This window comes from Halobaculum marinum (genome assembly GCF_029338555.1).
In the GTDB taxonomy this organism is placed as follows: Archaea; Halobacteriota; Halobacteria; order Halobacteriales; family Haloferacaceae; genus Halobaculum; species Halobaculum marinum.
Genome location: NZ_CP119989.1, coordinates 1,029,940 through 1,051,129, shown reverse-complemented (window position 1 = coordinate 1,051,129; position 21,190 = coordinate 1,029,940). Strand labels below are relative to the sequence as shown.

23 protein-coding genes are annotated in these 21,190 nt (G+C 70.3%); 9 read left to right on the top strand and 14 right to left on the bottom strand.

Going from position 1 to position 21,190, the window contains the following annotated elements; translation table 11 throughout:
- Window positions 1-29 precede the first annotated feature (29 nt).
- Window positions 30-2,213 (bottom strand): universal stress protein, encoded by a 2,184-nt coding sequence (locus P0R32_RS05505; RefSeq protein ID WP_276238951.1) that lies wholly within the window; start codon window positions 2,211-2,213, stop codon window positions 30-32.
- 344 nt (window positions 2,214-2,557) lie between these two features.
- On the opposite strand from P0R32_RS05505, the gene P0R32_RS05500 reads away from it, so the two are divergent.
- The 3 genes from P0R32_RS05500 to P0R32_RS05490 all read left to right on the top strand — a co-directional run bounded on the left by P0R32_RS05500 (window position 2,558) and on the right by P0R32_RS05490 (window position 4,460).
- Window positions 2,558-3,052, top strand: coding sequence for an Lrp/AsnC family transcriptional regulator (locus tag P0R32_RS05500; RefSeq protein ID WP_276238950.1), 495 nt, complete (start codon window positions 2,558-2,560; stop codon window positions 3,050-3,052).
- A 65-nt stretch (window positions 3,053-3,117) separates the two neighbouring features.
- Complete coding sequence (locus tag P0R32_RS05495) at window positions 3,118-3,405, top strand: DUF357 domain-containing protein (RefSeq protein ID WP_276238949.1); 288 nt, start codon at window positions 3,118-3,120, stop codon at window positions 3,403-3,405.
- A gap of 86 nt (window positions 3,406-3,491) precedes the next feature.
- A complete protein-coding gene (locus tag P0R32_RS05490; protein WP_276238948.1) occupies window positions 3,492-4,460 on the top strand; it encodes a universal stress protein in 969 nt (322 codons plus the stop codon).
- Between the two features lie 6 nt (window positions 4,461-4,466).
- Here P0R32_RS05490 and cysS read toward each other — a convergent pair whose 3' ends face one another.
- Together cysS and P0R32_RS05480 are read right to left on the bottom strand one after the other, a co-directional pair.
- Window positions 4,467-5,966, bottom strand: coding sequence for a cysteine--tRNA ligase (gene cysS, locus P0R32_RS05485; RefSeq protein ID WP_276238947.1), 1,500 nt, complete (start codon window positions 5,964-5,966; stop codon window positions 4,467-4,469).
- Between the two features lie 90 nt (window positions 5,967-6,056).
- Window positions 6,057-6,548: a DUF7523 family protein gene (locus P0R32_RS05480; RefSeq protein WP_276238946.1), complete on the bottom strand. Its 492-nt coding sequence runs from the start codon at window positions 6,546-6,548 to the stop codon at window positions 6,057-6,059.
- Window positions 6,549-6,735: 187 nt separating this feature from the next.
- Here P0R32_RS05480 and P0R32_RS05475 point away from each other — a divergent pair, with 187 nt between their 5' ends.
- From P0R32_RS05475 to P0R32_RS05465, 3 genes are all read left to right on the top strand, one after another.
- The gene (locus P0R32_RS05475; RefSeq protein WP_276238945.1) at window positions 6,736-6,981 is read left to right on the top strand and encodes a hypothetical protein; all 246 of its coding nucleotides are present in this window, start codon (window positions 6,736-6,738) and stop codon (window positions 6,979-6,981) included.
- Between the two features lie 70 nt (window positions 6,982-7,051).
- Window positions 7,052-7,930, top strand: a complete 879-nt coding sequence (locus P0R32_RS05470; RefSeq protein ID WP_276238944.1) for a CbiX/SirB N-terminal domain-containing protein — start codon at window positions 7,052-7,054, stop codon at window positions 7,928-7,930.
- Window positions 7,931-9,028: a DR2241 family protein gene (locus P0R32_RS05465; protein WP_276238943.1), complete on the top strand. Its 1,098-nt coding sequence runs from the start codon at window positions 7,931-7,933 to the stop codon at window positions 9,026-9,028.
- A 50-nt stretch (window positions 9,029-9,078) separates the two neighbouring features.
- On the opposite strand, the gene P0R32_RS05460 is transcribed toward P0R32_RS05465, so the two are convergent.
- Genes P0R32_RS05460 through P0R32_RS05450 form a run of 3 tightly spaced genes read right to left on the bottom strand, consistent with a single transcriptional unit; the run spans window position 9,079 to window position 11,332 of the window.
- On the bottom strand, window positions 9,079-9,696 hold the full coding sequence (locus P0R32_RS05460; RefSeq protein WP_276238942.1) for a DUF7524 family protein: 618 nt from the start codon (window positions 9,694-9,696) through the stop codon (window positions 9,079-9,081).
- A gap of 54 nt (window positions 9,697-9,750) precedes the next feature.
- Window positions 9,751-9,945, bottom strand: a complete 195-nt coding sequence (locus tag P0R32_RS05455; protein ID WP_276238941.1) for a methytransferase partner Trm112 — start codon at window positions 9,943-9,945, stop codon at window positions 9,751-9,753.
- Window positions 9,946-10,003: 58 nt separating this feature from the next.
- On the bottom strand, window positions 10,004-11,332 hold the full coding sequence (locus tag P0R32_RS05450; protein WP_276238940.1) for an adenylosuccinate synthase: 1,329 nt from the start codon (window positions 11,330-11,332) through the stop codon (window positions 10,004-10,006).
- A 261-nt stretch (window positions 11,333-11,593) separates the two neighbouring features.
- Here P0R32_RS05450 and P0R32_RS05445 point away from each other — a divergent pair, with 261 nt between their 5' ends.
- Window positions 11,594-11,899, top strand: a complete 306-nt coding sequence (locus P0R32_RS05445; protein ID WP_276238939.1) for a hypothetical protein — start codon at window positions 11,594-11,596, stop codon at window positions 11,897-11,899.
- 222 nt (window positions 11,900-12,121) lie between these two features.
- On the opposite strand, the gene P0R32_RS05440 is transcribed toward P0R32_RS05445, so the two are convergent.
- The 6 genes from P0R32_RS05440 to P0R32_RS17945 all read right to left on the bottom strand — a co-directional run bounded on the left by P0R32_RS05440 (window position 12,122) and on the right by P0R32_RS17945 (window position 17,744).
- A complete protein-coding gene (locus P0R32_RS05440; RefSeq protein ID WP_276238938.1) occupies window positions 12,122-14,380 on the bottom strand; it encodes a DUF7527 domain-containing protein in 2,259 nt (752 codons plus the stop codon).
- Between the two features lie 96 nt (window positions 14,381-14,476).
- The gene (locus tag P0R32_RS05435) at window positions 14,477-15,172 is read right to left on the bottom strand and encodes a DUF4013 domain-containing protein (protein WP_276238937.1); all 696 of its coding nucleotides are present in this window, start codon (window positions 15,170-15,172) and stop codon (window positions 14,477-14,479) included.
- 98 nt (window positions 15,173-15,270) lie between these two features.
- Window positions 15,271-15,609: a DUF7410 domain-containing protein gene (locus P0R32_RS05430; RefSeq protein WP_276238936.1), complete on the bottom strand. Its 339-nt coding sequence runs from the start codon at window positions 15,607-15,609 to the stop codon at window positions 15,271-15,273.
- Window positions 15,606-17,000 carry a hypothetical protein gene (locus tag P0R32_RS05425; protein ID WP_276238935.1) on the bottom strand — a complete coding sequence of 465 codons (1,395 nt, stop codon included), beginning with the start codon at window positions 16,998-17,000 and terminating at the stop codon, window positions 15,606-15,608. The genes P0R32_RS05430 and P0R32_RS05425 overlap by 4 nt, the downstream gene beginning before the upstream one ends.
- Before the next feature lie 52 nt (window positions 17,001-17,052).
- Entirely contained in the window at window positions 17,053-17,517 is a 465-nt protein-coding gene (locus P0R32_RS05420; protein WP_276238934.1) for a DUF488 domain-containing protein, read from the bottom strand.
- A gap of 71 nt (window positions 17,518-17,588) precedes the next feature.
- Window positions 17,589-17,744, bottom strand: a complete 156-nt coding sequence (locus P0R32_RS17945; RefSeq protein WP_432765136.1) for a DUF7563 family protein — start codon at window positions 17,742-17,744, stop codon at window positions 17,589-17,591.
- A 164-nt stretch (window positions 17,745-17,908) separates the two neighbouring features.
- Here P0R32_RS17945 and P0R32_RS05415 point away from each other — a divergent pair, with 164 nt between their 5' ends.
- Window positions 17,909-18,775, top strand: a complete 867-nt coding sequence (locus P0R32_RS05415) for a cytochrome c oxidase subunit 3 (protein WP_276238933.1) — start codon at window positions 17,909-17,911, stop codon at window positions 18,773-18,775.
- Window positions 18,776-18,785: 10 nt separating this feature from the next.
- Here the strand turns inward: P0R32_RS05415 and P0R32_RS05410 are convergent, their stop codons facing one another.
- Together P0R32_RS05410 and P0R32_RS05405 are read right to left on the bottom strand one after the other, a co-directional pair.
- The gene (locus P0R32_RS05410) at window positions 18,786-19,049 is read right to left on the bottom strand and encodes a CDGSH iron-sulfur domain-containing protein (protein WP_276238932.1); all 264 of its coding nucleotides are present in this window, start codon (window positions 19,047-19,049) and stop codon (window positions 18,786-18,788) included.
- A 26-nt stretch (window positions 19,050-19,075) separates the two neighbouring features.
- Entirely contained in the window at window positions 19,076-19,513 is a 438-nt protein-coding gene (locus P0R32_RS05405; RefSeq protein WP_276238931.1) for a hypothetical protein, read from the bottom strand.
- Between the two features lie 53 nt (window positions 19,514-19,566).
- Between P0R32_RS05405 and P0R32_RS05400 the strand changes: the two genes are divergently transcribed.
- Entirely contained in the window at window positions 19,567-21,189 is a 1,623-nt protein-coding gene (locus P0R32_RS05400; RefSeq protein WP_276238930.1) for a potassium channel family protein, read from the top strand.
- Window position 21,190: the final 1 nt, after the last annotated feature.

The following is a 21,190-nucleotide window of genomic DNA, read 5'->3' as shown; positions in this document are numbered from 1 at the left end:
CCGCCGAGCCCGATGGCACCAGTGGCCGATCAGAACGCGAGGCGTTCGAGGAACCGGCGCACCAGGCCCGGTCGCCGCGACTCGTGTGGGTACACCGTGACCGTCGTACACCCCGGACTCGGGAGGTCGGGGCGCCGGTCGAACAGCGCGGTCCGGAGGCGATGGTCCGCGCCGCGCCGGATCAGCAGGTCGGGGGTCCGGCGTCGGCCGCCGTCCGTCCGAACGGACTCGGCGGCGACCGGCACCGACAGCAAGTCCGCGAGTTCCTCCCGGTAGTCCTCGACCAGTCGGCGACGGGCGTCGGGGTCGGCTGCGCCGCCGGGGTACCACAGCGAGATGTGGCCGTCGTTCGCCCGTGCGACCGCCTCGGCGACGTCGACCGCCAGCGGCGGGTACGGCCCCACGTCGCCCGAGATCACCACCTCACGCGGCTCGTCGTAGCCGAGGTTGTCGACGAGCAGCACGTCGCAGTGGGCGTGGCGGACGACCCAGTCGATGGGGTCGCCGAGCAGCCGCGAGCGCAGTCGCAGTGGCTCGTGCTCGGCCACGATCGTGTCCACGTCGCGGTGGGCCGCGAAGTTGACCACGGCGTGTTTCGTGTCGTGGCTCACGATTTCGTCGGCCTCGACCGCCACGCCCAACTCCTCGCCGAGCGCCGCCACGCGCGTCTCGAACGACAGGTCCGCCGCCGACTGGGTCGTTACGTCGTCGGTGAGCGGCGCCTGGTCGGGCACCTCCTCGAAGCGGACGGCGACCACGCGGCCGTCGTCGCCGCGGACGAGGTCGGCCGCCAGCGCGACCAGCGCGCGTTCGCGCGCCTCGTCGACGTTCTTCGTGAGCGCGACCAGCACCTCACGAGTGTCGGGACGGGCGGCGACCGCCGACTCGATGTCTGCGAGCGCCTCCCGACCGACCTGCCGGCGGATCGCGTCGCTCGCGGCACCTTCGCGGTCGACGCGGGGACGGACGTACACGAGGTACCACGCGACGCTGGCGACGGTGATGACGACGGCTCCCGCGAGCGCGAGGGTGCCCATCTGGGTCAACAGCGCCAGCCCGGAGATAGCGCCGAACACCTGGATCCACGGGTACAGCGGCGACGTGAACTCCGGCTCGTACTCGACGCTCCCCTCGCGGAAGGCGACGACGGCGACGTTGATCATCGCGAACACCATGATCTGGAAGGCGCTCGCGAGCTTCGCGATGTCGAGGATGGGGACGAACGCGATCAGCACCAACAGCACCACGCCGGTGACCGTGATCGACTTCACGGGGGTGCCGAACCGCTCGCTGACCGACGACAGCGACGGCGGCGCGAGCTTGTCGCGACTCATCGCGAACGGGTAGCGCGACGACGAGAGGATGCCCGCGTTGGCCGTCGAAATGAGCGCGAGGACGGCCGCGAGGATCACCGCCGCGACGCCGGCTCGGCCGAGCGTCTGCTCGGCGCCCACGGCGACCGGCGTCAGCGACCCGGCGACGCTCCCCGGGTCGGTGATGCCGACGAGCACCGCGACGATAGCGACGTACAAGACGGTCGTGAACACGAGAGAGCCGAGGATGCCCAGCGGGATGTTCCGGCCCGGGTCTTCGACCTCCTCGGCGACGCTCGCCACCTTCGTGACGCCCGCGTAGGAGACGAACACGAGGCCGGTCGCCGCGAGGACCCCCTCAACGCCCGCGCCGAGGAAGTTCGCGTAGTTGGCGGCCTCGACGCTCGGGGCGCTCCCCGCCGCGAACCAGCCCAGCGCCGCCAGCATCACGACGACGATGCCGAGTTGCAGACGGCCCGTCTGCTTCGCGCCGACGACGTTGATCAGGATGAGCAGCGCCGCGAGGCCGAGCGCGACGGGCTTCACCGGCAGGTCGAACACGAGCAGCAGGTACGGCACGCCGCCGACGAGCGCGAGCGCGCCCTTGAACGACAGCGAGAACCACGTCCCGATGCCGGCTATCGTGCCGAACAGCGGGCCCATCGCCCGCTCGATGTAGATGTACGTCCCGCCGGCCTCCGGCATCGCGGTCGCCATCTCCGACTTCGACAGCGCCGCCGGCACCACGAGCAGCCCCGCAATCGCGTACGCGAGGATCACCGCCGGGCCGGCAATCTCCAGCGCCAGCGCCGGCAGGATGAAAATCCCGCTGCCGATCATCGCGCCGATGCTGATCGCCAGCACCGACGGTAAGCCGAGGTCGCGTTCGAGTTCCTTCATGTGCAGTCCAAGGTGCCTGCCGCTCCGGGTCTCTCGGCGACCGGAACGCCGAGGTGGGCCCCGTCCAGTCCGATCGCCGGTTCTGCACCGTCCGCTCGTGGTCGCGCTCCGTCGAATGATCCGTTGGTCATGGTCGGTGGGTGTCCTGGCGGTCAGCCGCGGACGTCTATCTACACCCCAGTGACGGAAGCGCATAAACTAGCCCATTCTACTGACGGGTCGTCAAAAATAGGGGCTGGATAGGCGGTATCTGTCACGAACTATCCATCGCCTTCGTCGACGGGACCGGCGGCGGCGAACGGACAGAACAAGACTATAGGGACCCCCGGGAGACTCTGGCGTCAATGAAGAACGGCGAGCTTGATTCGACCGACCGCCACATCCTCTACTACCTCCAGCAGGACGCTCGGTCGACGTCGTCGAGCGACATCGCCGAGAAGCTCGGCCTCTCGGCGAGTACCGTCCGAACCCGCCTCAACAAACTGGAGTCGAGCGGCGTGGTCCGCGGGTACCACATCGACATCGACTACGACCTCGCGGGCTACCCGCTCTACACCAAGATCATCTGCACGGCTCCGATCCCGGACCGTGGCGACCTCGCCAACCGGGCGCGCACGATCCAAGGCGTCACCGCAGTCCGCGAGATCATGACCGGCGAGCGGAACGTGTACGTGAACGCGATCGGCCGCGACCACGACGACCTCGACCGGATCACGAAGGACCTCGCCGCGCTCGGGTTCGAGGTCATCGACGAGCAGATCATCCGCGACGAGCACGTGTGTCCGTACCACGGATTCCTCGACCCCGACGAGGACCCCGACTTGGACGACGAGGCGTAGCGGCCCGCACGGCGCGCCCGAACAGACAGCGACAGCCTCACGGGACCCCGTCTCGACCCCCACGTATGCCTGCCGACCTCGACGAGAAGACGACCCGCTACGGCGAGATGCTGGCGGACGCGCTCGCGGCGGCTGAGGTGTGCGTCCCCGAGGGGACGCCGCTGCACGAGATGGCCCTCGAGTGTGAGGAGATGGCCGTCTCGTACCTCGACGACGGGCGCCACTTCCGCGCGAACGACGACCCGGTGAACGCGCTCGCGTCGTACTCGTACGGCTACGGGTGGCTCGACTGCGGCGTCCGCATGGGGCTGTTCTCGATCCCCGAGGACACCCACCTGTTCACGACGGAGTGATCCGGCCGCCGGAGGCGATCTGACCGACCACCACGGGCCGGGACCCGACGATCAGTTTTATCGACCGAACCTGACAACCCTCACTCATGGACGACACTGCGATCACCGACATCGTCGTCGCGACCGACGGGAGCGACCTCGGCGACCGCGCCGTCGACACGGCGTTCGCCCTCTCCACCGCGCTGGGCGCGCGAGTGCACCCGTGCACGGTGGTGGATCCGTTCTCGACACGCCAGCGAGTGAGCGACCTCCGCTCACACCGGACGGAGGCGAACGACCTCGTCGACCGCCTCGCCACGCGCGCCAAGCGCGAGGGCCTCGACGCCGACCCGGTCGTCCGCGAGGGGCGCCCGCACGAGGAACTCCTCGCGCTCGTCGCCGAGACGGACGCCGACCTGATCGTCGTCGGCACCCACGGGCGCGGCGGAGCGCGCCGCGCGCTGCTCGGGAGCGTCACCGAGAAACTGATCCGGACCGCCGACTGTCCCGTGCTCGTCACCCACGGTGCGGACCCCGAGCCCCCGTCGTGGGGCAGCGACAGTCGCCTCCTCGTGGCCACGGACGGCAGCGACGCCGCCGCCCCCGCCGAACGCGTCGGCGTCGACCTCGCGGCGGCGCTGGGCGCGCACCTCACCGCCGTCAGCGCCGTGGACGAGGCCGCCGCCCTCTCGGCCGTCGCCGGCGGCGCGCTCAGCCAGGACACCATCGCGGCGGTGCGCCGGTCGCTCGGCGAGCGCGCCGACGACGCAATCAAGGGTGTGCTGACCCGGGCCACCGACGCGGGCGTCGACGCCGACAGCGAGGTGCTCATGGGAGAACCGAGCGCCGCAGTCCGCGACTACTCGAGCGACATCGGTGCCGACTTGATCGTCGTCGGCACCCACGGGCGCGGGGGGATCCGTCGGGTGGTGCTCGGCAGCGTCGCCGAGCGCGTCATCCGCGGCGCAGACCGACCGGTGCTCGTCGTGCCGGCGGCTGCGGAGTCGCTCGCGGAGACCGTCGACGACGCACCAGAAGCAGCAGAAGACGGCGAATCGGAGTCGAAGCCGGAGTAACGACCGCTACTCGAACCGGACTTCGGGGCCGTTCGGGCCGTCTTCGACGGCGAGGCCGAGCGCCTCCAGGTCGTCGCGGAGTTGGTCGGCGCGCTCGTAGTTGCCGGCCTCGCGTTCGGCCTCGCGCACGTCGAGCACGAGGTCCGCGAGGTCGCCGACCAGTTCCACGTCGCCGCCGGCCTCCCGACCGAGTTCGAGGCCGAACACGTCGCCGCCGAACGTCTCGAACGTCTCGACGGCGCGGCGGAGTCCGCGGTAGTCGTAGGCTGCATCAGGGGAGTCTTCGTCGACCGTGTCGACGTGGCGGTTGACCGCCGACCCCAGGTCGAGCAGGGCGCCGAACGCCTCGCGGACGTTGAGGTCGTCGTTCATTGCCGCGACGACCGTCTCGCGCGCGTCGTCGACGGCCGCGCGGAGGTCGTCGTCGGTCGCCTTCGCCCGAGCGTCGACGGAGTCGCACGCCTCGACGGCGGTCTCGTAGGCGCGTTCGAGTCGCTCCCACCGCTCTTCGGCTTCGACCATCGCGTCCTCGGAGAACACCTGGTCGCCGCGGTACTGCGCGCCGAGGTAGAACGTACGCAGGACGTTCACACCGAACTCGTCGAGGGCGTCCGCGACAGTGAAGAAGTTGCCGAGGCTGGAGGACATCTTGTCCTCGGTCGTCTCCAGCAGGCCGTTGTGGAGCCAGTAGCGCGCGAACCGGTGGCCCGTGGCGGCCTCGCTCTGTGCGATCTCGTTCTCGTGGTGGGGGAACACGAGGTCGCGCCCGCCCATGTGCACGTCGAGGGTGTCGCCGAGGTGGCTCGTCGACATCGCCGAGCACTCGATGTGCCAGCCAGGGCGCCCCTCGCCCCACGGCGAGTCCCACGTCTCCCCCGACGGGAGGTCACCGTCGTGCTCGTGTTTCCGGTGCTCGCGAACCGCCTCCTCGCTCACGCCGTCGGCCTTCCACAGCGCGAAGTCGGCGGGGTGGCGCTTCTCCGCGAGTTCGTCGGCGTCGGCGTCGGCCTCCAACTCCTCGGGCCGCTGGTTCGAGAGGTGGCCGTAGTCGTCGAAGCTGGTCACGTCGAAGTAGACGGAGCCGTTCGTCTCGTAGGCGTGGCCTGACTCGATCAGGCGTTCGATGAGCGAGACGATTTCGGGGACGTGCTCGGAGACGCGGGGGTACACCGCCGCGCGCTTGAGGTTGAGGCCGCGCATGTCCTCGATCACCTCACGCGTGAAGTGGCGGGCCACGTCGGCCTCGGTGTCCCAGCCCTCGCGCTCGCCGACGCGGGCGGCGATCTTCTCGTTCACGTCGGTGACGTTCTCGACGTGGCGCACGTCGTAGCCGAGGTAGTCGAGCCACCGGTGGAGCACGTCGGCGTGGAACCACAGGCGGGCGTGCCCGAGGTGCGCGTCGTCCGAGACCGTCAGCCCACAGACGTACAGCAGGACCTCGTCGTCGCTCGCCGGCTCGAACGCTTCACGCTCGCCCGTCAGGGTGTTGGTCACGGACAGACCCATGTCGGACGGCGGTACGCGACGCTCCGTGTTAAACGGTCGAACATCGTCCCGCGAGTGCGACCACCCGTGGCCGGGTGCGGCTGATCCCGCTCACTCCTCCAGCGCCGCCTCGACGACCCGGAGCGCGTCCGCACCCGCACGCCGCCCCACCACGACGACGAGCGCGCTCGACGTGACGGCGGCGGCCTCGACGATCGTGTCGACGGCACGCAGGCGACCGAGCACCCGTTCGAGCACGTCGGGACCGACCTCGCCGCGGGCGACCACCGCGGTCGCGTCGCCGGCGCCGACCGCGTACGCCGTCCCGGCGACCGTGATCAGCGCCGCTGACGACTCCGCGGCCTCGTCGTCGACGGCGCCGACCCGTCGCTCCATCGTCACGCGGCCCGCACCCACAGGGGGCGTCGTGCCGTCTTCGAGTTCGGCCGCGAAGCGGCGCAAGGCGGTCGCGACCGCGTCGGGGTCGGCGTCGACGTCGAGCGTCGCGGCGGCGGCGGCGTAGTTCACCACGCCTGCGCGGAGGGCGTCGAACAGGAACGGGCGCTCGCGGACGGCGGCACGGGTCTCCTCGGCGACGGTCATGCGTGTTCGGCGCGCGCCGGCGAGCATAACGCCGACGGATCCGTCCGCCCGCGACCGCACGACAGAGGCGCCCCGCGACCATCGACCGACACCCGGTCCGGTCACAGAAGCGCGTTTCAGTAAGCCACCGGACAGAAGTATCATTCAGATTACCCTTATCGTCGCGGGGAGCCACCGTCCAACTGCAATGAGCCAACCGACCCGCCTCGGACACGGTGTCCCCGAGACAGACGCCCCACTGGCCCCGACGTTCCTCGCCGCGGCGCTCGTCCTCGCGGCGCTGCTGTCGACGCTGTCCCCCCTCGTCGCCGCCGCGGTCGGTGGCGCCCTCGTCGCGACCGTCGGGTGGTCGCTCCGGCGTGCGCTGCGCGAGCGCACGCGGGGGGCGCGACCCCTCCAGACGCCGGCACAGCGACGCACCGCACCCCGCTGACGCCACCCTCCACGCCGGCCCGCTCGCCCCTGCCGAAGGCGATAAGGTCGCGCCGCCCCGTGATTCGACCATGAGTCAGGCGCTGGTCATCGTCGCCCACGGGTCACACCTCAACCCCGGGTCGAGCGCGCCCACCTACGACCACGCGGACACCATCCGCGCGGCCGGCGCGTTCGACGAGGTTCGCACCGGCTACTGGAAGGAAGAGCCGAGTCTCCGGGAGGTGCTCCGGACGGTGGAAGCCGACGAGGTGTACGTCGTCCCGATGTTCATCTCGGAGGGGTACTTCACCGAGCAGGTGATCCCACGCGAACTCCGCCTCGACGGCTGGGACGTGGCCGACTGGGACTCCGACGGCCTCTCGGCGGACGTGGCGACGTACACCGCCGCGGACACCGGCCAGACGGTCCACTACTGCGGGCCGGTCGGCACGCACTCGTCGATGACGGACGTGTTGATCCGTCGCGCCGAGAGCGTCACCGAGGACCCGGCCGTCGGCGAGGGGTTCGGCTTCGCCGTCGTCGGCCACGGCACCGAGCGCAACGAGAACTCCGCGAAGGCCATCGAGTACCACGCCGAGCGCGTCCGCGAGACGGGGCGCTTCGACGAGGTGCAGGCGCTGTACATGGACGAGGAACCGGAGGTCGACGACGTGACCGACTTCTTCGAGTCCGAGGACGTCGTCGTCGTCCCGCTGTTCATCTCCGACGGCTTCCACACGCAGGAGGACATCCCCGAAGACATGGGGCTGACCGACGACTACCGCACCGGCTACGACGTGCCGGCGGAGGTAGACGGCCACCGCATCTGGTACGCCGGCGCCGTCGGCACGGAGGCGCTGATGGCCGACGTGGTGCTGGAGCGCGCCGCCGACGCCGGCGCCGACGTGTCGAGCGCCATCGAGACCGTGCGCGAGACGACCCGCGTCGCTCCGGGGGCGGACGACTGAATGCTGGCCCGACAGTTCGACGCGCTCGTTCACGAGGCCGAGTCGGGCGTCGACTTCGACGGCCTGCAGGTCGCACGCGCGGCCGACGGGGGCTACGACTTCCGTACGCCCGACCACGAGGCGACGGGCCTCTCTGAGGGCGAACTCCACGCCCACGCCGACGACAACCCGTACGTGACGAACTGGTACTTCTGGGAGCGCGAGGTGCAGCGCCACGACTCCCCGCGCCGGGCGTTCCTCCGGCGGGCCGAGGCCGCCGCCGAGCACACGGTCGGTGAGCGCTACGACGCACTCCGCGACGGGATGGTCACCGAGTGGGGCCAACTGCGCATCGAGGCGACCGTCGACCCCGACACCGGCGACCGGCGATACGACGTGCGCCACGTCGACGACGCCGAGCACGCAGTCGCGGACCTGACTGCCCACGACGACCCGCTCGACGCCCGCGAGGTCGCCAAACACGACGACGACGGGATGTACCGACCGCTCAAGTCCGCGACGAACGCGCCCACCGGCTGGGTGTTCCCCGACCTCGACTGGCGCGACGCCGTCGAGACGGTGGAGTTGTTCCTCCCGGCGACGGTCGCCAACTGGTACCGCGAGCAGCGGGGCGAGTTGGACGTCGACCACTGGGCGGACACGATGGAGCGCCAGACGGGCATCTACGGCGTCGTCGAGGAACTGCCCCGCGAGGCCGTCGAGTGGGTCGCCGAGGCCGCGTGTGACGACTCCCAGTGCACGAAGCGTCGCGAGTGGCAGTACAGCGCCGACGACGAACTCGCCGCCGACGGCGGCGCCGGCGTCTACCCGTGTCGCGAGCCGTGTTCGCTCGTCGTCGCCGCCGGGCGCAAGTGGACGAAGTTGGAGGAGGAGGAGCCTCGCGAGTACACCTTCCGCATGACGCCCAGCGAGAAGGAGCAAGTCGAAGGGATCATCGAGGCGGTCGCCGACGACCGGGTCGACGAGATTCGCGAGGCCGACGTGTACGAGGACGCCAACCGCTACCGGACGCGCTACCTCCGTGCGAAGTTGTTCGACGACCACGGCAACCTCGGCGGCGTCCCGACGGAGCAGGACGACCACGACCACGACGAGTAACCACCCCCGGTGGATCGCTCGTTCGGCGGGTCGCGCCGTCGACGGCGCGGCTATCGGGTCAACAGGAACAGCGCGACGGCGACGGCGACGAGGACGGCAATCGATCCCAGTGTGACGACGACGCTGTTCAGCGTCGCCGCGACGACGCCCGCACCGACGAGCGCCACGACTGCGACCGCCGCGACCGCGAGCGTGCCCGGCGGCGGCAACTGCCCGAGGAGGTTCTCGATGCGATCACCGGACCCCGAGCCGTCCGCCTCCGCCTCACCGTCGGCCTCCTCGTCTGCGACCGCCGCTCGCTTCGGTGAGCCGAGCGACTCGTCGACGTCGACCGGCGCGGGCGGCGGGTCGACGGTGACCGCGACCTCCGTCCCCTCGGCTCCGTGGCCGGTGACGACTCGGAGGGTTCCCTCGACCGACTCGTCGATGGGGCCGACCGACACCGGGACGGGGAGCGTCGCGCCGGCGTCGACGTAGTGGTTCGACGTCTCCACGGTCGCCACGTCCGCGAGCGGCCCCGTGAACCGGAGGTGGACGTGGACGGGTGCCCCCTCGTTGTGGAGGTCGACGACGAACTCGCCGTCGCTCGCGAACGACTCCCCCGCGAGCGCCTGGTTCAGGCGGTCGCGGTTCAGCGTCACCCCCAGGGTGGCTGCCTCTGTCGACACGTCCTTCTCTCCAGACGGTCGAGGTAAAAAGATTCGCCGTACGTGACCGCCGACTTACTCGTCGCGCATGTCCGGCGGCAGGAGGTTCGGGATGCCGTCCTCGATAGGGTACGTCTCGCCGCAGTCCGTGCAGGTGAGCGTTCCCTCGACGATTTCGCCGTCCTCGCCCTCCTCGCGCTCGGTGACCTCGAGTTCGAGGTCGTGCTTGTCGAGCGGGCAGCAGACGATGTCCAACAGGGACTCCTTCATTACGTCAGCGGTGGCGCGGGCCGGCCAAAAGGGTACGGGTTCCCCGTTGACGGGAGCGTTACTCCCAGGGGTTCGTTCGGACGACCGTCTGCTCGCGGTCGGGGCCGAGTCCGACGGCGTAGACGGGCGTGTCGAGTTGTTCCTCCAGGTACGCCAGGTAGTCGAGGGCGGCGTCGGGCAGGGCGTCGTACCCCTCGTCGGCGACGGCGTCCCAGTCGACCTCGGGCCACGGCTCGAACTCCTTGAGCACGGGTTCGCACTCGGCCCACCGCTCGGTCGTCGCCGGCAGTGAGAGTCGCTCCTCGCCCTCCAACTCGTAGGCGTGGCCGACGTGGAGTTCGTCGAGGCCCGCGAGCACGTCGAGGTGGTTCACGGCGATGCCGGTGTAGCCGTTGACGCGTGCGGCGTGGCGCAGCATCGGCACGTCGAGCCAGCCGATGCGGCGCGGGCGCCCGGTGACGGTGCCGAACTCGCCGCCCTTCTCACGGATGTCCGAGGCGAGCGCCTCCTCGGCCTCGTCGCAGTCGAGTTCCGTCGGCATCGGCCCCTCGCCGACGCGCGAGAGGTACCCCTTCACGACGCCGACGACCTCGCCGCGGCCGGTGACGGTCGGGCCGACACCCGAGCCGGTGGCGGCGCCGCCGGCGGTCGGGTTCGAGGAGGTGACGTACGGGTAGCTCCCGTGGTCGATGTCGATGAGCGTGCCCTGTGCGCCCTCGAACATGACGTTCTCGCCCGCCTGGCGGCGCTCGTACAGGAAGTCCGAGCAGTTGACCGTCATCCCCTCCTCGCGGAGGCGACGGCCGAACTCGGCGTACTCCTCGTGGAGCGCGTCGACGTCGCACTCCTCACCGGCTTCGAGGCCGTAGATGTCCTCGATGACGGTGCGCTTCTGCGGGACGACGTACTCCAGTCGGTCGCGCAGCACCTCGGGGTCCAGGAGGTCGCCGACGCGGACGCCGCGGCGGCCCGCCTTGTCCTCGTACGTCGGCCCGATGCCGCGTCCGGTGGTGCCGACCTTCACGTCGGAGTCTTCTTTCGCCTCCTCCTCGATGTTGTCGAGGCGACGGTGGTACGGGAGGATGACGTGCGCGCGCTTGGCGACGCGCACGTCCGGTTCGAGGCCCCGCTCGCGGAGTTTCCCGATCTCGTCGAACAGCGTCCGCGGGTTCACGACGCAGCCGTTACCGAGGACGCCGACCTTGCCGCGGACGGCGCCGGAGGGAACCAACGAGAGGGCGTACTCTTCGCCGCCCTCGACGACGGTGTGGCCGGCGTTGTCACCGCCCTGATACCGCACGACGACGTCGGCGTCCCCGCCCCAAAGGTCGACGAGGGCACCCTTGCCCTCGTCCCCGAGCTGGGATCCGACGATTGTGACTGTCATACCGACTGGCGGTTCCGCCGCCCCGGGTAAACAGATTACGGTCCGCCGTCGGCGAGTATCCACGTTCGTGTGTATCGACGGAGCGTCTGCACGACTCCTGTTCGCATCTGCGCATTACTCGCGTCAGTCGCGTGCGTAAGCGTTAACCACACCCACGCCGCACGTTCGATACCTAACCGCACGACAACGTGACGGTGGTGTTACCCGTACCCGTCCGGGAGGAGAACTTTTAAAACGTGCACGGACGAGTTAACACGTGCCATGATAGACAGACTGGAGAAGGAGGTCGATATGCTGGAGCGGCACCTCCAAGTCCTCCGAATGGTCATCGAGAACGAACCAATCGGGATCGTGAAGATGTCCAACGAGACCGGCTACCCACACCACAAAGTCCGTTACTCGCTGCGCGTGCTCGAGGAGGAGAACCTCATCGAGCCGTCCAGCCAGGGTGCGATCACGACCGAGCGGACCTCGGAGTTCGTCGGCGAACTCGACGACAAACTCGACGAGATCGTTGACAAGATCGGCGGGATGCGGATCGAAGACGCGCCGGAACTCGAGAACTGAGCCGACCCGACCGACTCGACTCGACACGTCTCCGCGTCCGACTCTCGCGGCGCCTCCAGCAGTGCGGCCGGGCGCCGCTCTTCTCTGCCGTTCGGTAGCATCGAGCGACGCCGACGGCGTTGTGTGTGAGCCACGCCGTCGCTCACGGCGCGTCGAGCGTCAGGAGGACACGGCGGTCGCCGACTCCTCGGCCAGCGTCGAAGAAGAACGACGGTCGCGTCGCTACAGTTCCGGGACGTTCACGTGGAACTCCCCGTCGCGCGACTCGACCAGACAGAGGTGGAACCCCTGCTTGCGCGAGAGCTTCACGAAGCTCTTGCGCTTGCCGCGCGAGAGGAGGCCGCCGCCGGTGGCGTCGGCGGCCGCCTCCAAGGCGCCGGGGTCGAAGAACGACGCGGTGACGTAGAACCCCGCCGCGAGGTGCTCGTCGGCGTCGGCGACGGCGCTGGCGTCGCCCACGAGTCCGTCGAGCATCGACTCCGTCGTGGCGTCGCGACCCTCGGTCACGTCCGCCACCAACAGCGGGTTGCCCATGCGGTCGCGCAACACGACGTCGAAACTGTGTTCGCTGGCGCCCTCATCGTCGTCCAGCGTCACCGCGCCGTTCAGCTCCGCGCGGTCGACTTCTGGGATGGCGTCGAACAGGTCACGGAGCGCCGACTCGTTGTTCGTGCTCTGGATCTCGTACAGTAGCTCTCTGACGACCCACTCGACGAAGCCGTACTCGATGGTGTCGCCGAGGTACTCTCGGAAGGGCTGGCCGTCGACGGCGGCGTCCTCGCTCTCGAAGTCGGTGTGGACCTCCAGCCGGAGGTTGTCGTTCACGTCCGAGCGGGTGGCGCCGCCGGCGTGGGCCTTCTCAAGCGTCGCGCCGCCCTTCGAGTCGTACCGGACGAACAGGTTCGTCCCGGCGAGCGCGCGGTCGGCCGGCACCGTCTGGCTCGGCGACCCGGTCGAGCCGTCGCCGGACGCCTCCGCCGCCTCGGCGCGCGAGCGGGCCGCCTCCAGTTCCGTCCGGGCGTCGGCGAGCTCCGACTCCAGTTCGTCTACGCGAGCGGTGAGCCGGTCGTTCTCTTCCCGGAGTCGGTTGAGTTCGTCCTCGCCGGCGTCGAGCCGCTCGCGGGCGTCGCGCAACGCCTCTACGGCCCGGTCGCGCTCTGCGCGGACGGTCGCCACCTCCTCGGCGGTGGCGCCGGTGTTCGCCGCTCCGTCGCCGGCTCCCTCGCGGGTCGCCGCCCCAGCCGAGCGACGCGCGTCGGCCCGTCCGGCGTCCGACCGAGCGGGGGTCGTGTCCGCTGTCCCGCCGCGTTGCGTACTGTCGGTGGCGTCCTCTCGCGAGCGTCGCCGCGCTCGTGCACCCGCGGTGCCGTTGTTCGCGGCTCCCTGTCGGTCGGGCGTGGCGGACCGTCCGGGGTCCAACGACGGGATGGCGCGCGTCTCGCGCCACTGTTCCTCCGCCGAGAACGGGTCGCCGTTGGCGTCCGTCTTCGGGTCGTCGCCGTCGTCGCCGTCGTCGGTCGACTCGGGCGTCGGCGTCGACGACTCCGAGGCGGCGCGTTGGGCGGCGGACGCACCCGGCGTCGGCTCAGTCGAGGCAGGCGATTCGTCGGGCGACGGGGTCGCGTCGCTCGTGTCGCTCGCGGCGTGCGTCTCCGGGTCGGGATCCGGCGTCGCGTCGCTCGCGTCGGCCTCGGCGCCGGCGACCGCCGCGTCGGCGTCGTCGGTCGCGTCGACCGGATCCGTGGCGTCGGTCGAGCCACCGTCGTCGGCGGCTGCCCCGCCGAAGGTGATCGCCTCGGCACCGCCCTCGGTGGCGTCGCCGTCGGTCGCGTCGTCGTCGGTCGCGTCGTCGTCGACCGACGCTGGCTCCGCGTCCGCGATAGCCGCGTCGGCGGCGGCTGCCGACGCCGCCTCGTCGGCTGCGTCGGGGGCGTCCGCCCCCGGGAGTTCGACCACGTCGATGTCGACGTCGACGACCTCGTAGATGCCGACCTCGTCGTCGGCGGCCGCGAACGCGTCGTCGCCGGTGAGCACCTGTTTCTGCTGGCCCGTGCCGACGAACGCGCACGCGAGGCGCCTGCCGCCGTAGTAGACGGCGTAGTAGTCGCCCGAGAGCACGTTCTCCGACAGCTCGATGTAGCCGGTGAACTTCCCGGAGGAGAGCTTCGCGTCGGCCGCCGAGAGGGCCGTGTCGTTCGTGTAGTAGCGCGCCTTCGTCTCGCCGCCCGTCTCCCGCATCGCGTACAACAGCGGGAACGAGGGGTCGGGCGCCGCGTAGGCTGTCCCATCTGCGTCGGCGAAGGAGTCGATCGACCCCTCGAAGACGCCGACGATCCGGCCGTTCAACATGAACAGCCACGCGTGTCCCTCGGTGACCGCCCCCGTGAACTCGCGGGACTGCAGGGTACGGAGCCCGTCGATCCCCCCCGAGAGCGGCTCGGACTCCCACCCGGTCACCGTGTCGATTGTTTCGCCGTCCATCGCCGGTACATCGCTCCGTCCGACGCAAATACCTTCCGCCCCGTCGGACGGCCGTCGGACGGCGGTCTGGCTATCTCACTGACACGTCAGCCACAGTCACGCCACCCTGGCGTGCTCCGTGGTGGCGCCGGCGGCGGCCTGCTGCACGTTCCAGTACGCCCGACCGAACATGTAGAAGATGGCGACCTGCGCGTAGAACTGGATGAACGGGACGACCAGCCCACCGATCCCGAACGTGATCGTCACGAGGAACACCGTCACGACGTTCAACACCAGGCCGATGGCGAACGGAATCAGCCAGGCGACGAGGTAGTCGGCACTGAGCAGCGAGACTTTCAGCGTCTCGAAGTCGAACGCCGCGGCCAACGAGTCCTCCACGGCCATGTTCGTGAGCGCCGCCGGGACGAGGTAGTAGATCACGACCATCACCAACAGGCTGACGAACGCGCCCAGGAGTCCGATCCCGCCGAGGACCGACCCCGCGTTGGAGCCACTGCCCGCCCCGAGAATCGCCGTCCCGATGGTGACGCTCAACAGCACCATCGGGATGAACGCGTACGCGAGCGTGACGGCGAGCCCTTTGAGACCGTCGACCAGCATCTCGCCCCAGTCGTCGAACGCGGGTGGTGTCTCCTCGCCCCGGGCGGTCCCTTCGAGGACGCGCACGAGGTACCCGAACAGGAGAATTCCAGGGATCACCAGGAAACTGAGCAGGCCGAGGAGTCCGCCGATCACGATGCGTCCGAGCGCCGAATCACCCGCGAGTGGGTAACTGAGTCCGTCTTCGAGCATTGCTTGGGTCCGTTTCGCGACGGGGGTGATAAACCTGTGTCAGACTCAAAACCGACGGCGTCGGCGAGCGTTCGCGTCGGCGTCGGTGGTCCCGCCGGTCACCCGAAGATCGCGAACAGGAACAGGAACCCGAAGTAGAACAGGACGAGCAGCCCCAGCGAGACGATGCGGAAGTGCCGGAGGTCGTCGGTCTCGTCGTCGCGTGCCGCCGCGTACGCGTCGCGCTCGTCGTCGGTGAGGTCGCCGTGCGACTGTCCGAGGTGGAGGTCGCGGTGGCGCTCGTGGGCGAACGGGCGGCCACAGCGCGGGCACTCGTAGGCGGTCGCGCCAGGCGGGACCGCGTATCGCTCGACGGCGGCGGCGTCGACGGCGTCGACGGCGTCGCTTTCGCGGCCGTTGCGTTCGTGTTCGTTGGTGGTGGGGTCGGCGCGGGTCATACGAACGGGGGCGCACCTCCGGGGCGCGAGATGATCCACAGGCTCGCCATCGTGTACGCCACCATCGCGACGGTGACGCCGTACTGGCTCCGAATCGCCTGCAGGCGGTCGGGGAACAGGTCGTAGGCGGTCGCGTGCGCGACCCAGACGGCTAGCAGATGCCCGCCCAACACCGCGGCGACCCCGACGGCGCCGACCCAGCCGGGGACGACTAGCACCGGAACGGGCGCCGGCGGCGACAGCGGCGCCGTCAGCACGGTCGCGAGTGCGGGCGACAGCGACAGCGCCGTCGCGAGGTTGTGCGCGAGGTGGTAGCCGGCGGCGATTGCCAACAGCGACGGTGCGAACCGGCGAGCCAACTCGGCGGGCGCGACGTACGTGTCTGCCGTCCGGCGGGCCGTCCGCGCCGCCGCGAGGTACAGGCCGAGGAACAGGCCGTACCCCGCGAGCATCGCCAGCAGGTAGACGACGAGCGCGGGCACGCCGACGCCGACGAGCGGGCCCGCGAGGTCGGCCCACAGCGCGGTCCCGACGAAGCCGTCGTACGTCGTGACGAACACGACGGCGACGACGAACCCCACGTCGTCGCGACCGTCGACCCAGCCAGCCTCGGTGAGGCCCATCCCCGGAAGGCGGAGGCGGAGGCCGTCGGCGGTTCGAGCGACCGGAGCGACGCGACCGTACGCCGCCAACAGCCGCGAGACTGGGTCGGCGTTGCCGAACCAGTCGTCGACGCCGAAGACGACGCTCCCGGCGACCGAGATGGCGAGGTAGCCGAGCACCAGCAGCGTGAGCAAGAACGGATCGTCGGCCAGCGGCGTCACCACTTCGAGGTACACCAGCGCGAGCAAGCCGACGACCGCGGGCCACGAGCCGAGGCGGGCGGGGTACTCCCGATCCAGCGAGGGGGCGGCGCCGGCGACCGCGCGGAACGGGTCGACGGCGGGCCACGCGTTCCCGACGAGGTACGCCGAGAGGGCGAACAGCCCCCACCAGCCGACCCACACGATCAGGACGGCGGCGTTGCGGAGGGGGTCCGGCGGGCCGAACAGGCCCGCGGCGACTGTCACCGCCAGCGCCGCGAGGCCGACGCCGCGAGCGACCAGTCGGACGAGCGGCCCCAGCGCGGGGAGCGAGCGCCCCCACGTGTCGATCCGGCGGATGTACGTTCGGTCGGTGACCGCCGACGCGAGGAGGAAGGAGGCGCCGACGACGGCGCCGCCGGTGGCGAGGAACAACCACGTCGGCACCGTCACCGTCTCGCGCGCGGCGCTTCGGATCCCCCCGGCGTGTGCGGCGGCGCGGTCTGCGGTCGCCAGCACGAGCACGACGGCGGCGACCGCAGGGAGGGCACGGCGGGCGACCTCGGTGGAGCGGAGGGGCCGACGCATCACTCGAAGTCGGGGACGGGTCGCCGAGTAGCTTGCGGAACGCCGCCGTCAATCAGCGGGCGTCGCCCCCGCCCACGTCGTCGTCCGTCTCGTCGCCCGTCCCCTGTTCGGTCACCTGCCGCAGCACCGTCCGGTGACAGCGTTTCTTGTCGGTGTTCTCGAAGCAGACGAGCGCGACGTCGTGTCCCGCATCGACCGCCGCCCGGAGCGCCTCGACGGCCGCCCGTGCGTCGGGGTCGGTCGCGAGGTAGTCGCGGTAGCGTCGCTCGAAGTCGACAGCGTCCCACGCCGCGTTGTGCGCCCCCTCCTCGCACAGCCCATCAATTCGGAAGGACTCGGCGGCGTCGGCGTGGTCGTCGAGCAGGGCTGACGGCGGCGCCAACGCCGGTCGGTTCTCGTCGACGGCGGCGTGGAACCACCGCGTCGGGCGACGGACGACGCCGACGAGGCGAGTTCCCTCCGGGAGGTCGGCGCGGTCGCGCTGGAGCGCGGCGACGTACGTGTCGAACAGCGCCACGACGCAGACGGCACGCTACGCGGTGAAAAACGCTCGGGCGAGGAGACGGGAACCGCGGTCGACCGCCGTGGTCAGACGCGCTTCGATCGAGCCTTCCGGACGTCGGCGCCCTCTCGGACCATGTCCTCACAAGAGGGACAGACACGGACGTTGCTCATCCCTTCCGGGGCGAACACTCGAACGTACCGCTCGGTGACGAATGAACTGCAGTTCCTACACTCCGGCATGCAGTCTCCGTGAGGAGGTGTACCGTAGTATGTGTATCGGCCGTTTCCGGAAACAACCGCCGGCGGATCCGTCTGAGGCCGACCCCGGAGGGTCGGGGGCGGCGGCGGGGCACTGGCCGACGCAGGTGGGAGGATTTTTGTCTCCGCGTCGGCTACCCGCGCTCATGGCTACTGAAACGGAAGACGCCCACGACGACGGGCACCACCTCCCGGCGGTCGAGGACTGGCCGCGCGGGTTCGGGGAGGCCTCGTGGTGGCCGTTCGTCACGGCGCTCGGGGGCGCCGGCATCTACGTCGGCGCGGCGCTGTACCTCATGGCGATCGGCGGTCGCAACCTAGTCAGCCCGCTGGTCGGCCCGGCCGTGCTCGTCGGCAGCATCGGCCTGTTCCTCGTCGGCATCTACGGCTGGCTGTACCACGCGTTCGTCGTCCACTTCTGGGACCGCGGCGCAGACGAACACTCCGCCAACAAACTCCGGTGGGGGATGATCGCGTTCCTCGGCTCCGAGATCGCGACGTTCAGCGCCGGCTTCACGTACTTCTTCTTCATCCGCTCGCAGAACGCGTGGGCGGAGATCGCCGCCGACCTGCCGCACCTGCTCGGCTCGCTGGTGATCATCAACACGACGCTGTTGATCCTCTCGTCGGTGACGCTGCACTTCGCCCACGGCGCGATCCGCAACGACGACCGCGGGAAGTTCCTCGGGTGGCTCGCCGTCACGCTCCTGCTCGGCGTCGTGTTCATCGGCGGGCAGGTGTACGAGTACTACGAGTTCATCATCCACGAGGAGTTCACCCTCACGTCCGGGCTGTTCGGCTCGGCGTTCTACGGCCTCACGGGCCTGCACGGGCTCCACGTCTCGATGGGCGCAGTCCTGCTCGGCATCGTGTTCGTCCGCGGCCTGCTCGGGCAGTACTCCGCCGACCGTCACGTCTCCGTGACGACCGCCTCGATGTACTGGCACTTCGTCGACGCCGTCTGGATCTTCCTCGTCGTCGCGCTGTACGTCGGCGCCGAGGTCGGCGCGTAAGCCCGACTCCCTACTCGGGCGCCGACCCGCCGTCACCGTTTTCGATCGACTCTTCGTCGGTGAGCCGTAGCTCCGCGACCACCTTGCGCTCCCCGTCGACGTACTTGTAGCGGACGTCCGCATCCTCGTCCTCGGTGGCGCGGTGAGAGCCGTCGCAGAAGGGGAACTCGTCGCTCAAGCCGCAGCGACACACCGCGACGTCGCCGTGCGTCTCGCTGATGTCGTCTTCGGTGAGTTTGAGCGGCCCGGTGTCGGTGAGCGTGACCTCGCGCATGTCGAGGGCCACACGCCCGCGACGTATCAGTCCTCCCGGTCGGTGAACCACGTCGCCGGCTCGGGGAGGACGCCCGAGACGACGCCCGCGAGCAGGAGGAAGTAGCCCACGAGACCGCCCACCAGCGTCGCGACGGCGAGTGCACCGACGCCCGGCCCGCCGGCGAGCGCCGCCGCGGCCCCGCCGACAGCGACCAACAGGGTGCCGCCCCACCGGATCCGGCGGTCGGCCCACAGACGCCGGGATGCGTCGGGGCGGGCCGCCATCGCGAGTTCGAGCGCGACCGCGCCGGCGACGCCCGCGACCGCCGCGACGACGGCGTCGGGAGCGAGCAGGCGCGCGAGAGGGACGCCGAGCACAGTCGCACCCCAGAGGAGGCCGAGTCCGGCGGCGACTGCGAGGAGGGCGTCGCGGCGGCGGTCGGTCGAGTCGGCGTGGCCGTCGCGCCCGTCGGGATGCGCCACGACAGTCGATCCGGGTGCGTGGCGTTTAATCCGTCCGCCCCGGTAGGCCGGGTATGCCATCGGCGACCCGTCGGGCGACCGAGTACCTCCTCGGCGCGTTCGGCGTGATGCTGCTCCTCGCGTTCGTCTACCAGTGGGGGTACGGAACGTTCGAGGGGCGGACGGTCAGTTACGTCCACTCGCTGTACGTCGTCGTCGAGACGTTCACCACCACGGGGTTCGGCATCGACGTGAACCAGTGGGACGACCCCCGGATGCTCGTGTTGATGGCGGGGATGCAACTCGTGGGGGTCGGCCTCATCTTCCTCGCGCTGCCGGCGGTGATCATCCCGCTGATCAACGAGGCGCTCACCAGTTCGGCCCCGCGGACGACGACCGCCACCGGGCACGTCGTCATCTGCGAGTTCACCCCGCGCGGGGAGACGCTGGTGAAGGAGTTGCGCTCGCGCGACCAGTCGTACGTCGTCGTCGAACCGGACGAGGACCGCGCCGTCGACCTCGCAAACGAGCACGACGTAGTCCACGGCGACCCCGAGGAGGTCAAGACGCTGGAGCGAGCCAACGTCGGCGCGGCGCGCGCGCTCGTCGCCGACGGCGACGACGAGACGAACGCGAGTATCGTCCTCTCGGCGCGAGAGATTTCGGAGGAACTCCGCGTCGTCAGTCTCGTCGAGGACGAGGAGGTCGCCGACTACCACCGCTACGCCGGCGCCGACCGCGTCATCTCGCCGCGGCGCCTGCTCGGCGAGAGCCTCGGCGCGAAGGCGACCGTCAGCGTCTCCGACGAACTGGGTGGCGGCGTCGAGATCGGCGAGGACTTCCAGATCGCGGAACTGCTCGTCCACCACGGCAGCCCGCTCGTCGGCGAGACGATTGCCGAGTCCGGCATCGGCGAGCGAACCGGCGCGAACGTGCTCGGCGCGTGGGACGACGGCGAGTTCGAGTCGCCGCCGCGCCCCGAGCGTGTCATCGACCAACACACCGTGTTGCTGGTCGTCGGCAACGAGACCGAACTGGAGGCGCTGAAGGAGTTGACCCTCTCGGAGACGCGGCGACAGCGGCGCGGGCGGGTGATCGTCGCCGGCTACGGCATGGTCGGCCACAGCGCCGCCGAGGAACTCCGACCGACCGACGACGTGGTCGTCGTCGACCTCGTGGACGACGAGCCCATCGACGTGGTCGGCGACGCCACCGACCGCGAGACGCTGGAGCGCGCGGGAATCGGCGACGCCCGCGCGGTCGTGCTGGCGCTCGACTCCGACACGACGACCATCTTCGCGACGTTGGCGGTGAAACAGGTGGCGCCCAACACGGAGGTGATCGTCCGCGCGAACGACGCCGACTCCGTGCCGAAACTGTACCGCGCGGGTGCGGAGTACGTGCTCGCGCTGTCGACCGTCTCCGGGCGCCTGCTGGCCTCGCACCTGCTCGACGAGGAGGTGCTCCGCCCGGAGACGCAGGTCGACCTCGTGCGGACGCACGCACCCAAGTTGGAGGGCGAAGGGCTCGCCGACGCGGACGTGCGCGCGCGCACCGGCGTCACCGTCGTCGCCATCGAGCGCGACGGCGACCTCATCACCAACATCGGGCCGGACACGCGGATCGTTCCCGACGACACGCTCGTCGTCGCCGGCACCGACGACGCCGTCAACCACTTCAACGAACTGTTCTGTTGAC